This window comes from Pedobacter roseus (genome assembly GCF_014395225.1).
Classification (GTDB): domain Bacteria; phylum Bacteroidota; class Bacteroidia; order Sphingobacteriales; family Sphingobacteriaceae; genus Pedobacter; species Pedobacter roseus.
Map to the genome: position 1 here is coordinate 2,708,147 of NZ_CP060723.1, position 13,300 is coordinate 2,721,446.

A 13,300-nucleotide genomic window follows, 5' to 3' on the forward strand; every position below is an offset into this window, starting at 1 on the left:
ACGACTGCAAACTTACAATTTTAGCGATTCTTTACGTTCGATTTTTCTTAAAAGCACTAAAAAGATTAATCCAACAATAAAAAATGATGCCAAAGCGATAATCGAGTAGCGAATATTTCCGGTTAAATCTTCAATGTAGGCAAAGCTGAATAAACCAATTACAATGGCTAATTTTTCGGTTACATCGTAAAAACTGAAAAATGAAGTGCTATCTTTTGTATCAACAGGTAAATATTTAGAATAAGTAGAACGTGATAAAGATTGAATTCCACCCATTATTAAACCAACAATTGCTGCCAATGAATAAAATTGATATTCAGTTGTAATGTAATAACCATAAACACAGCAACCTATCCATACTAAAACAACCATAATGAGCACGTTTACGTTACCTATTTTTTTAGCAAGAAACGACATCAGCATAGCACCAGGAATGGCTACTAACTGAATAATTAATATTACGGCAATCAGTTTTGCAGTTCCTAATTTTAAGGTTTTTTCGGCAAAACCTGCGGCTGCAAGCATAATGGTCTGCACACCCATCGAATAGAAAAAGAAAGAAAATAAAAATCCCTTTAGTTTGTTGATCTGTTTTAGCTGTCCCCATACTTTGGTAAGCTCGCTAAAGCCATCTTTAAAAATATTGGTTTTTACTTTATCATTTTGTGGGGTTCCATTTGGAAGTATTTTAAATGGAATCTGCGAGAAACCAATCCACCATACACCAACCAGTAAAAAGGACAGTCGGGGCGGAAATGATGCATCGTTGATACCAAACCACGCTGGTTTTAACACAAACAGAAAGCAGATTAACTGTAATATTACAGATCCAATATATCCATAAGAAAAACCTTGTGCGCTTACACGGTCCTGATGCTCTTCTGTTGCAATTTCTGGAAGATAAGAGTTGCTAAATAAAACCCCTCCTATGTAGCCCATAGCTGCCAAAGCAAATAAAATAATGCTCATTTCGAGCGTATCCAGTTTAAAGAAATACAAACCGATACAGGCTAATCCACCCATATAGGTAAAGAACTTCATAAAGGATTTTTTATTCCCCCTTCTATCTGCAATTGACGAAAGCATCGGCAATGCAAAAGCCATAATCAGATAAGCAAATGATAAGGCATAATTAGAAAGAGAAGTATTGATATAAGTTCTTCCGAAAAACTGCACCTTATCGCCATGCTCTTTTGTAGTGGTAATAATGGTGTAATAAGCCGGGAAAATGGTAGAGGTGATGACTAAGTTATAGGCAGAGTTTGCCCAATCAAAGAATGCCCATGAGCGGATGGTCTTCTTATTATTTTTTGTTATCATTTAGTTTTTTCGCTTCGCTGGTGATTGCGTTGATTAATTTGATTCCACCGATTAAATAGTTCATTACAAAACTAATACTTTATTGGTAACTTAACTGGCATTTTTCTCACATCTCACATCTCACATCTCACATCTCACATCTCACATCTAAAGATAATATTTCTTCCCATCAGTTTTAATCTTACCAGCATCTAATAATTCTCTTATCGCATCAATTCTTTCAGCTTCAGCACCATTTTTAATATTGGTAACCAAATCATCAAGACTTAAAGGCTGCTGTTGCAGTAAAGAAATGATTTCAAATTCGATTTCCTCTCCCATTTGACTTTGGTTTTCTGCTCTTTTTTCTGCCAGACAAACATCGCACACACCACATTTTGTAGCGTGGTGTTCATCAAAATAGTTAAGCAACTGAACACTCCTACACAAATTAGAGGAGGCATAAGCCACCACCGCATTAATCTGCTTGTGTAAAATTTCTTTTCTCAGTCCGAGGTATTTTACATCCAGGTCGAAATGATCCATATCAGCCCGTGACCTAACATATTGCAATTGCGGTTGATCGGTTTGCTGAATATAGGTAAGCAATTCGATGCTTTGCAATTTATTAAGGAGCGCGACAATCTCTTTATAAGAAAGTCCGGTTTTCTTGGCCAGATCGGCTTCATTGATTTTCACAAAACCATCAAAAGCACCGCCATGCGAGCGCAGAATGGTTTTGATAATGCTATCATAAGCCCTGTTTTCGATCTGGAACCGGTAAATATCTTCATGGCTGGCGATGAACATCATCCTTGAAGGTAAAAAAACACTTTCTGATAAGGTGAGGTAACCATCATGCTCCAAAAACTTAAGGGCAGAAATCGTTTTTAATACACTGATATTAAAACGCTTACAAAAATCAGCAACATCAAAATTAAAGGTTAAGCCTTCGCCGGCGCCAAATGCCAGTTGAAAATAATTGCCCAGATAATGATAGGTTTTCCTGATTTCATCCGGTGAAGGAAAGCTATCTAAATACCGGGATTCTAAGCCAAGGATATCAGATTGATTGGCCAATAAAACGGCATAACTCCTTTTTTCATCGCGTCCTGCCCTTCCTGCTTCCTGATAATAAGCTTCCAGACTTTCGGGCAGGTCTAAATGCACCACAAAACGAACATCTGCTTTATCGATGCCCATCCCAAAAGCATTGGTAGCCACCATAATGCGGGTTTTATTGTTTTTCCACTCTTCCTGTTTCAGGAAACGAACATCGCGTTCTAACCCTGCATGGTAAAAATCGGCTTTAATCTGGTTTCTATTAATAAAATTAGCTACTTCAGCAGTTTCCCTGCGGTTACGCACGTAAACCAGTCCTGTTCCTTTCACATTCTGGCAGATATCGATGAGTTTTCTGTATTTATCTTCATTACCAAAAACCACATAACTCAGATTGTCCCTGGCAAAACTTTTAACAAAAACCTGCGGGTTTTTCATTTCCAGTTTCTCGATAATATCCTTCCTTACAAAATCAGTTGCTGTGGCGGTAAGTGCCAGCACCGGAACATTAGGAAGAATTTCGCGGAGTTTAGCAATTTGCTGGTACGGCGGACGGAAATCGTAACCCCATTGCGAAATACAATGTGCTTCATCAACCGCAATCAGGTTTACATTCATGTACGAAATGCGAACGCGCACTAAATCAGCTAATAAACGCTCTGGCGATAAATAAAGAAATTTAATTTTGCCGTAAATGCAGTTGTCCAATAAAATATCGATTTCACGTTTCCCCATCCCCGCATAGATGGCAATGGCTTCGATCCCTTTCGATTTGAGGTTTTCTACCTGATCTTTCATCAGGGCAATTAAGGGAGAAACTACAATGCAGATTCCTTCTTTGACTAAGGCAGGAACCTGAAAACAGATCGATTTGCCCCCACCCGTAGGCAACAGCGCTAAACTGTCATTTCCTTCTAAAACAGAGGTAATAATATCCTGTTGTAGCGGCCTGAAAGCTTGGTGTCCCCAATATTTTTGTAAAATCTCTATTGCTGTCATAAATCGGCGGTATCAAAACTATACATTTAATCCAAAATCGCCACTTATTATTGTTAGAAATTGAAAAAAATCATCTTTAGAAAAGATTATTAACTTTGCTAAATAAGAAGGATTAAATGTTAGAAACGCAGTTTGCAGATATTGTCAGCTTAATTAAAAATGCCAGGGCAGTGGCATTGAAAACTGTTAATTCAACATTAATAAACCTATACTGGAATATTGGCGAGTATATACATAATAGAGTTAAAAATGTCGAATGGGGGCAATCAGTAGTAAAACAACTAGCAGAATTTTTATCAAAAAATGAACCTGATTTAAAAGGCTTCTCTGACAAAAATCTTTGGCGAATGAAGCAGTTTTACGAAAGTTATAAAGATTACCCAAAACTCTCACCACTGGTGAGAGAAATTAGCTGGTCACACAATTTAGCCATTTTTTCACGATGTAATAGCCCTGAATCTCGAGAATTTTATATTAAACTATCTAAAAAAGAAAATTATTCCTTTAGAGAATTAGATCGTCAGATCTCATCTGGTTTTTTTGAAAGATCAATTATAGGAAATACAAAACTCTCAACAGTGTTGAGAGAATTACACACCGATCTGGAAAACAGCTTTAAAGACACTTATGTATTCGAATTTCTAAATCTCCCTGAGCCTCATAACGAAAGCGATTTACAAAAAAAATTGGTTCAGGAAATGAGAAATTTCATTCTTGAACTCGGAAAAGACTTTTTATTTATTAGTGAAGAATATAAAATACAGGTTGGTAATAGCGATTTCTATATTGATCTTCTTTTCTACCACCGTGGCTTACAATGTTTAGTTGCATTTGAATTAAAGGTAGATAAATTTAAGCCTGAACATTTAGGTCAGTTAAATTTCTATTTGGAAGCCTTAGATAGAGATGTTAAAAAGTCAAATGAAAATCCAAGCATTGGTATTCTGCTTTGTAAGGATAAAGATAACGAAGTGGTAGAATATGCGTTGAGCCGGAGCCTCTCACCTACTTTGGTAGCAGAATACAAAACACAGTTACCCGACAAAAAATTACTTCAAAGAAAAATACACGAATTATTCAAATAACCATCCAATATATAATGAAACACCTCTATTTTTTATCCGCTCTTTCGCTATTATTTTTCAGTTCTTACGCCCAGGAAAAAAAATGGGACATTGAAAAATACCAGGGCACTACAAAAAACTTCACCCTAAACACAGATGAAGGCACCTGGATGAACCTTGATGTAAGTGCCGACGGACAGGAAATTACTTTTGATTTACTGGGCGATATTTACGTGATGCCCATTAGTGGTGGCGTGGCAAAACTGATCAGCGGAGGTGCAGCATGGGATGTGCAGCCAAGATTTAGCCCTAATGGAAAATACATTTCTTACACAAGCGATAAAAGCGGAGGTGATAATATCTGGATCATGAACCGTGATGGTTCAGGCAAAAAGCAGATTACCAAAGAGAGTTTCAGGTTATTGAATAATGCAACCTGGATGCCTAATAGCGAATACCTGGTGGCCAGAAAACACTTTACGGCCAGCCGATCGTTAGGTGCCGGTGAAATGTGGATGTACAGCATAAACGGCGGCGATGGTGTGCAGTTAACCAAACGTAAAAACGATCAGCAGGATGCTGGTGAGCCAAATGTTTCGCCAGATGGAAGATATGTTTATTTTAGTGAAGATGTTAGCCCTGGCCCAAACTTCGAATATAGCAAAGATCCTAACGGAACCATTTATGCCATCCGTCAGCTAGATTTAACGACAGGAAAATTAACTACTTTGATTAATGAGCAGGGAGGCGCTTGCCGTCCGCAGGTTTCGCCTGATGGAAATATGATTGCTTTTGTAAAACGGGTAAGGCTAAAATCTACTTTATATGTTCAAAATCTTAAAACTGGTGAAGAATGGCCTGTAAACGAAGATTTATCACATGATCAGCAGGAAACCTGGGCAATTTTTGGCGTTTATCCGAATTTCGCCTGGACACCAGACAGCAAAAGCATCGTTTTTTATGCCAAAGGAAAAATCAGGAAAACCGAAATAGGTACATTGATCAACAGCACCATTCCTTTTCAGGCGAATACCATTCAAACTGTACAACAAGCCTTACATTTTGAACAGCAGGTTTTCAGCAATGAATTTTCTGCTAAAATGTTGAGACAACTTACCACCTCCCCTGATGGAAAAACCATTGTTTTTAATGCAGCAGGATATTTATACAAACAAGAATTACCCGCAGGAACACCAGAAAGATTAACGAATGGTTTGGATTTCGAATTCGAACCGGCTTTTAGTCCGGATGGAAAATATGTGGTTTATACCACCTGGAGTGATGAATTGCGTGGAGCAATAAAAAGAACCGATCTCAAATCGGCTAAAACCATCACCCTAAGCGACGAAAAAGGTTTTTATTATTCTCCGCAATACTCAACCAAAGGTGATAGGATCGTTTTCAGAAAAGGAAGTGGAAATGATGTTTTGGGCTATAATTATGGCCGCGGAACAGGTATTTTCATGATGCCGGCCAACGGAGGCGCAAAAACCTTGGTTTCTGATAACGGCATCCGTCCGCAGTTTAACAATACCGACACCCGCATTTATTTCCAAAGTTATGCAGATGGGAAAAAAGCCCTAAAAAGCATTGATTTAAACGGTGCAAATGAAAGAACACACTTTACGTCTCAATATGCCAATCAGTTCATCATCAGCCCTGATAATAAATGGCTCGCATTTAATGAGTTGTTCAATGTTTACATCACACCGATGATCAATGTGGGGACTGCCCAGGATGCTTCTGCAGGAAATAAAGCGATTCCGGTTACCAAAGTAACTACCGATGGCGGAACCTATATCCAATGGAGTGTTGATAGCAAAAACCTGCACTGGACGTTAGGACCAAAATATTTCACCATAGATGTAAACAGTGCTTTCAATTTTGATGGCACCACGCCTAAAACCGAAGCTTCATCAACCGATATCAACCTGGTATTAAAATCAGATGTTCCTACGGGAATTGTGGCTTTAAAAGGTGCAAGAATCATTTCAATGAAAGGTGATGAAGTAATTGAAAATGGAACCATTCTTACCGATGGTAATAAAATTACTGCAATCGGGAAATCGGATGCGATAACCATCCCGGCCAATGCCAAAGTAATTGATGTAAATGGCAAAACCATTATGCCAGGCATTGTTGATGTTCATGCACATTTACGCACCAGTCCGGATGGGATTACACCACAGAGCGACTGGAGTTATATGGCCAATTTAGCCTTTGGCGTAACCACTTCACACGATCCATCGAGCAATACAGAAATGGTTTTTAGCCAAAGCGAAATGCTTAAGGCTGGTAGAATGGTTGGTCCGAGGGTTTATTCTACCGGCTCTATTTTATATGGTGCCGATGGTGATTTCAAGGTTGTGATTAACAGTTTAGACGATGCATTAGCCAACTTACGCAGGTTAAAAGCCGTTGGTGCGTTTTCGGTAAAATCATACAATCAGCCACGCAGGGAGCAGCGTCAACAGATTTTAGAAGCTGCCCGACAGTTAAAAATGGAAGTTGTTCCTGAAGGCGGCTCAACGTTTTTTACTAATATGAATATGGTTGCTGATGGGCATACCGGAATTGAGCACAGTATCCCGGTTTTACCGGTTTATAAAGATGTAACTACGCTTTGGAACAATACCGAAGTGGGCTACACCCCTACTTTAATTGTGGCTTATGGCGGTCAGTGGGGTGAAAACTACTGGTACGATAGAACCAACGTTTGGGAAAACGAAAAATTAATGACTTACACCCCACGCTCCATTATTGATGCAAGGGCAAGACGCAGGACTACTTCCGAATACAGTGATTATAACCACATTGATATTGCAAAAGCCACTAAACAAATTGCAGATGGTGGTACCAAGGTTAACCTTGGTGCACACGGGCAAATACAAGGTTTAGGAGCACATTGGGAACTGTGGATGTTGGTTCAAGGTGGATTTAGTCCGTTGCAGGCCATTAGGGCAGCAACATTGAATGGAGCAGGCTATTTGGGTATGAATAAAGAAATTGGTTCATTAGAGGTTGGTAAACTGGCAGATATGGTAATTATGGATGCTAACCCTTTGGATGATATTAGAAATTCAGAGAAAATCAAATATGTCATGATCAATGGCCGCCTTTATGATAGTGCCACCTTGAACGAAGTAGGTACAAGAGAAAAACTTCGTGGCAGGCTGTGGTTCGAGAATATCAGGGGAAATAGCTATATTATTCCAAACGGAGAATCAGAAACCTGGACTTTTACCGTTCCGCACTGTGATTAATTATTTAGTATAATAATCTAATTTTAAGTAAATTTGATTTATGGAAACCGTATTACTACAGATCAATAACAATAAAGCATACCAACTTCTTAAGAATTTGGAAGACTTGAATATTGTAAAGGTTTTAAAAAAATCAGTATTAACTGATAAAAAAAAGTCAGCTCATGATTTTATTGGCCTGATCTCGAAGTCAGATATGGATCTGATTGATAAAGCTGTTGAACAAGATTGTGAAAACATCGATCTAGATGGCTGGAAATAGGGTATTAATAGATACTAATATCATTTCTGCACTGTTTAAAGGCGATGTTAGTGTAGCAAACCACATAGATAAATCTGAAATATATTTATCTTCAATTGTTATTGGAGAACTCTGCTATGGTGCTGAATATTCAATTAAGATTGAACAAAATCTTGCCAATATTAAAGAGCTTATTGCAGCTTACAATATTTTGCATATAGATGATGAAACAGCACTTATCTATGGTAAAATCAAAGTCGATTTAAGAAGAAAAGGTACTCCTATTCCCGAAAATGATATTTGGATAGCATCATCGGCAATACAGCATAAACTTAAGCTAAGCACAAGAGATAAGCATTTTCAAGAAATCTCAGGATTAAAAATATTGGCCTGGTAAATTATAAATCTCAAACCTGAATATTTGCAATTCTAAATTCCAAATAAGAGCGTAAAGCTGTCGCAAATGAATATTATGAAACCAAATAAACTTTATACTACCGCTTCAGTTATATTCTTAATATTAAGCATACTGGTTTTCTCTTATAGCGGCTATTACATTTTGGGCATCCAGACTGTAAACTTATTCCTTGCACTTATTGCGATGGCTTACATCACTTCTTTTATAGCGTTGATGAAAAACCGGAAATCCATTATATCATGGGTATTGCTCATCGTAAATTCGATTATACTCATCTGTATTATCTATTTTCTTACGCATTTTAAAATGAAAATGTGATTTTAGTGATGTTTGCGATAGAAAGACGATTAAATCGTCATTAAAGCACTAGCAAACCATATTCCCTTAACGTATTTATGGGTTTTGAATACCAGAAAAGTTCAAAGTTTTCCAACTCTGTTTCAAAATCGGTTTTAATTTCTTGAAAAGTATATACTTTCTCATTCGAAATCGAAATTTTATTCAAAACAGCAGTTAACCACTCGCCTTCTCTTTTATTGGTTTGAACCGTAAAAGTTTCCTTTTTATCGTGGAAGGTAAGAGAGGCCATTTCCCAGGTATTTCCTTTTTTCGATTTTGTAAAATAGTCGGCAGATGGCTTTCCTCCTATCCACACTACTTTTGCAGTTGGTTTCGTATTAAAATGATCGCCGTCGTTTAATGCCTTTTCAATAAAATCAGCAGGAATTTTCGTTCTTGGAATCTTAAAATCGAACCAATCCTGTAATTCGTAATCAAAACAGATGCCATGCATAAAATTAAAGAGTGATTTCTTTAATCCATAGCTGAATTTATTGTGATCAATCCCTGTTTTATCGGTATAATTAATATCGTTATTCGCAAAAGTTCCGATTGCTTCGGTTTCTTTTACCACGCCAAATTTTTCAGGGTACATCCCCACCGGACTATGTGCTGTCATGGCAAACTGGTGCCAAAAACCCGATTGTAATATGCCTACTTCAAATAATTGACGTACCATTTCTAAGCTATCAACCGTTTCCTGCACCGTTTGCGTAGGATAACCATACATTAAATAAGCATGAACCATAATTCCTGCCTCAGTGAAATTGCGGGTAACTTTAGCCACCTGCTCTACGGTTACCCCTTTATCGATCAGTTTTAACAAACGATCGGATGCTACTTCCAATCCGCCTGAAACGGCAATGCATCCGGAAGCTTTGAGCAACAAACATAAATCCTGACTAAAGCTCTTTTCAAAACGAATATTTGTCCACCAGGTAACCGCTAATTTCCTTCTGATAATTTCTAAAGCTACTTCGCGCATCAATGCTGGTGGTGCTGCTTCATCAACAAAATGGAAACCATTCTGTCCGGTTTTCTCATATAGATCCTCAATCCGATCTACAATCAATTTAGCCGCAACCGGTTCGTAAACTTTAATATAATCTAAAGAAATATCGCAGAAAGTACATTTACCCCAGTAACAGCCATGCGCCATGGTGAGTTTATTCCAGCGTCCATCGCTCCACATGCGGTGCATCGGGTTAACAATTTCAATTACTGAAATATATTTATCCAAAAGCAGGCCTGTATAATCGGGTGTGCCTACATCAGCTTGTTTATAATCGTTTCTGAAGGCATCGTTACGGTAAACTACTTTACCATTTTCAAGCAGAAAAGTTCTTTTGTAAAAATGGGCTTCAGCCGGGATGGGATGTGTAATATTATGGTACAACAATTCTATCGGCAACTCGCCATCATCCAGTGTAATGTAATCGAAAAACTCAAAAACCCTTACATCTGATAACGACCTTAACTCGGTATTCGGAAAACCACCACCCATAGAAATTTTAATTTCAGGATGATTAGCCTTTATCCATTGCGCACAGCGAAAAGCGCTGTATAAGTTGCCCGGAAAAGGAACTGAAATCAAAAATAATTTAGGCTGTACCGTTTCAATTTTCTCTTTTAAAACCGAAATCAGGATGTGATCGATGTAAGTAGATTCTCTTAATAATGCATTATATAACTCATCAAAAGAATTTGCACTTCTGCCTAAACGTTCGGCATATCGGCTAAAACCAAAATTTTCGTCGATACACTCTACAATATAATCGGATATATCTTCGAGATAAAGTGTGGCCAGATGTTTTGCTTTATCCTGCGTACCCATTGCCCCAAAAGCCCAGTCTAACTCTTCTAATTGCGAAAAACGTGAAGCCTGGGGTAAAAAGTCATCGCTACATATCTGTAAAGCCAAAGTTGGGTTTTTGCCCTGCAAAAAGGCGATTACGGCATCAATGGTTTTTAAATATTCATCCTGCAAAGCAAAAATACGTTTGGCATTGTCGCTTTTAGGTTTTTGATTATCTACCCTAAATAAATCTTGTAATCCTTTTTTAGAGAACAATTCCAAAATTACTTCAATTCCCAAGTCGGCCTGTGTTGAGCTGATATTTTTAGTATTCAGAAAACCTTTTATATAGGCCGTTGCTGGATATGGCGTATTCAGTTGGGTAAACGGCGGCGTAATGGCAAGGATTTCGGTTTTCAAAAGGAATTGTTTTTTCTGCAAAAGTACGGGATTTTTGGAAGTTTAGCGGTGTAATTTTAACACCATTACACTAGCTGAAGGTAAACTGCGATTAATTTTCAATGTTTCTGTGATTCCGTGGCTGTATTGACCTTTGAGCTAAAAGGCAAACTAAAAGCACAAACCAAACGTTTTAACCTTACATCAATACCTTTTCTACCTGAATGAAAGTTTTTTGTTTTTACATCCTGATGCTCTGTGTGCAAATCGCCTTTGCGCAAAAAACATTTATATTTCCTAAAATTAAAACACAAGGCACTTCTGTTGAACAATTTACACCAGCCAACTGGATGATTATCGACCAGGTTAGTGGCGACTTAAATAATGATGGTTCAGCGGATTTAGCAGTGGTTTTTGAATACAACAAACCGGTTGACGAAACCCGGGTTTATGGCGACAACAGCAGCGCCATTATAAAAGAAACGCAAAAGCCCAGGATATTGGCTATATTTTTTAAAAATAAATCGACAGGTGTTTTAAGCTTATCTACGCAGAACAATGATTTTATCTTACGCTCCGAAGAAGGTGGTAAACTGGGCGACCCACTACAGCAAATTGCGATTAAAGACCAACAACTTTATCTCCGTTTTCAAGGAGGATCAGAGTGGCGCTGGGAATTGGGCTATACTTTTAAATTCGAAAACAAAGATTGGTTTTTAACCAGTGTCATCAATCTTTACTTTAATCAAAACAGTGGCGATATGACTGAAAGGGTTTACGATTTTAAAACACGGGAATTATTTACCACCGTTGGTAACCTGCACAGAAGGGATATTGCAAACCGCAGAACAAGTGAAGTATTATATTTTTCTGAACTGAGAACGTTTAGGACATTTAAAAAGCCTTGGGCCTGGGAAATTATGCCAAATGTTTATTTGTAGTGGAGCAAACCTCGCAGGTTTTGAAAACCTGCGAGGTTTATTTCAACTACCCCTTAATAACCAGTGTTTTAGATTAAATAAACCTGATAAAGTGAAAAGCCTGGAGCGAGGAACGAGTGAAGACTTGCAACGATAGCAGGGCTGCACCATCCGAAGTATTACAGCCGCTTATTTCAAAATAATATTGACCACCTTAGTCACCTGAGAACATCTAAGTTATACAATTAGCATAACCGCTAAAGGTTTAAATATGCTGCGCAATTACAAAGCCACTGGCCCAGGCCCATTGAAAGTTATAACCACCCAACCAACCGGTTACATCCAAGCATTCGCCTCCAAAAAACAGGTTCGGTATTTTTTTACACTCCAGCGTTTTAGAAGAAATTTCGTTAGTATCAATTCCACCGCGCATTACCTCGGCTTTGTCGTAACCTTTATCGCCTGCGGGCTTCACTTTAAAATGATGGATCGTTTGTTCAATTAAATCGATTTCACCTCTGGTTAGTACAGCAACGGGTTTATTTAAAGGTAAAAACTTGCCTAATGCATCGGTAAATTTCCTGGTATAAATCCGGTTCAACAGTGTCGACAATAAAGTTTTACCATTTATTTTCCTTTCTTCATCCAATAATGCTGCAATGTCCTGATGTGGCAACAGATTCAGGTTAATGCTTTCACCCCTCCTCCAGAAAGAAGAAATCTGCAAAATAGCCGGACCGCTCAATCCCCAGTGGGTAAAAAGGATATTTTCTTCGAAAGAGATTTCATCATTGCTGACTTCACAAAAAACAGAATTGCCCGAAAGCTGTGCAAACCATTCCTCATCCTTGCCGGTAATGGTTAAAGGAACCAAAGCCGGAGCAGTTTCTACAATTTTCAAATCGTGTTTTCTGGCAAAACGCAAGGCAAAATCAGTAGCTCCCATTTTCGGGATTGGTAAACCACCAGCGGCAATCACCAGTTTAGCTGCTGTTAAAATAACTGTTTTACCGTTTTTCTCATAACTTACTTTAAAGCCATCAGGTAATATTTCAATGTCCCTTACATCAGCATTACACCTAATTTCCTGTCCGAAATCTTCACAGATAGACGTAAAAACCTGCACCACATCTTTTGCATTCTTATCGTCAGGAAATAGTTGTCCTAAAGTTTTTTCTTTGCCCTCAATGCCATAAGTTTCAAAAAAACTGATGGTATCATCAACCGTCCACTGGGTAAAGGCAGATTTAATAAAATGAGGATTGGCAGATATAAACTGCTCAGCTGATGCAAATTGGTTGGTATAATTGCACCGGCCGCCTCCAGAAATCAGAATCTTGGCACCAGGTTTTTCGTTTTTTTCGAGCACAATTACTTTTTTACCCAGATAGCCTGCCTGCACCGCACACATCAATCCGCAAGCACCTGCACCAATAATTATTGCATCAGCATTCATCAATAAAATTTATTATGGTTACTTTTGTGCAAAAATAGCATTAAT

Annotated in this window: 10 protein-coding genes; 6 read left to right on the top strand and 4 right to left on the bottom strand. The window is 38.1% G+C overall.

Annotated features, from left to right (window positions below):
• Positions 1-12: 12 nt before the first annotated feature.
• Together H9L23_RS11305 and H9L23_RS11310 are read right to left on the bottom strand one after the other, a co-directional pair.
• Positions 13-1,320, bottom strand: coding sequence for an MFS transporter (locus tag H9L23_RS11305; RefSeq protein WP_187595047.1), 1,308 nt, complete (start codon positions 1,318-1,320; stop codon positions 13-15).
• 147 nt (positions 1,321-1,467) lie between these two features.
• Positions 1,468-3,360, bottom strand: coding sequence for a RecQ family ATP-dependent DNA helicase (locus tag H9L23_RS11310; RefSeq protein WP_187595048.1), 1,893 nt, complete (start codon positions 3,358-3,360; stop codon positions 1,468-1,470).
• 116 nt (positions 3,361-3,476) lie between these two features.
• Between H9L23_RS11310 and H9L23_RS11315 the strand changes: the two genes are divergently transcribed.
• From H9L23_RS11315 to H9L23_RS11335, 5 genes are all read left to right on the top strand, one after another.
• Positions 3,477-4,445, top strand: coding sequence for a PDDEXK nuclease domain-containing protein (locus H9L23_RS11315; RefSeq protein WP_187595049.1), 969 nt, complete (start codon positions 3,477-3,479; stop codon positions 4,443-4,445).
• Positions 4,446-4,459: 14 nt separating this feature from the next.
• Positions 4,460-7,687 carry an amidohydrolase family protein gene (locus tag H9L23_RS11320; protein WP_187595050.1) on the top strand — a complete coding sequence of 1,076 codons (3,228 nt, stop codon included), beginning with the start codon at positions 4,460-4,462 and terminating at the stop codon, positions 7,685-7,687.
• A gap of 40 nt (positions 7,688-7,727) precedes the next feature.
• Positions 7,728-7,949, top strand: coding sequence for a hypothetical protein (locus H9L23_RS11325; protein ID WP_187595051.1), 222 nt, complete (start codon positions 7,728-7,730; stop codon positions 7,947-7,949).
• Positions 7,936-8,325 (top strand): type II toxin-antitoxin system VapC family toxin, encoded by a 390-nt coding sequence (locus tag H9L23_RS11330; protein ID WP_187595052.1) that lies wholly within the window; start codon positions 7,936-7,938, stop codon positions 8,323-8,325. Before H9L23_RS11325 ends, H9L23_RS11330 begins: the two co-directional genes overlap by 14 nt.
• Positions 8,326-8,391: 66 nt before the next feature.
• Entirely contained in the window at positions 8,392-8,664 is a 273-nt protein-coding gene (locus H9L23_RS11335) for a hypothetical protein (protein WP_187595053.1), read from the top strand.
• Between the two features lie 40 nt (positions 8,665-8,704).
• Here H9L23_RS11335 and H9L23_RS11340 read toward each other — a convergent pair whose 3' ends face one another.
• The gene (locus tag H9L23_RS11340; protein WP_187595054.1) at positions 8,705-10,900 is read right to left on the bottom strand and encodes a B12-binding domain-containing radical SAM protein; all 2,196 of its coding nucleotides are present in this window, start codon (positions 10,898-10,900) and stop codon (positions 8,705-8,707) included.
• A 203-nt stretch (positions 10,901-11,103) separates the two neighbouring features.
• Here H9L23_RS11340 and H9L23_RS11345 point away from each other — a divergent pair, with 203 nt between their 5' ends.
• Entirely contained in the window at positions 11,104-11,820 is a 717-nt protein-coding gene (locus tag H9L23_RS11345; protein ID WP_187595055.1) for a hypothetical protein, read from the top strand.
• 244 nt (positions 11,821-12,064) lie between these two features.
• Here H9L23_RS11345 and H9L23_RS11350 read toward each other — a convergent pair whose 3' ends face one another.
• A complete protein-coding gene (locus H9L23_RS11350; RefSeq protein WP_187595056.1) occupies positions 12,065-13,255 on the bottom strand; it encodes a BaiN/RdsA family NAD(P)/FAD-dependent oxidoreductase in 1,191 nt (396 codons plus the stop codon).
• Positions 13,256-13,300: the final 45 nt, after the last annotated feature.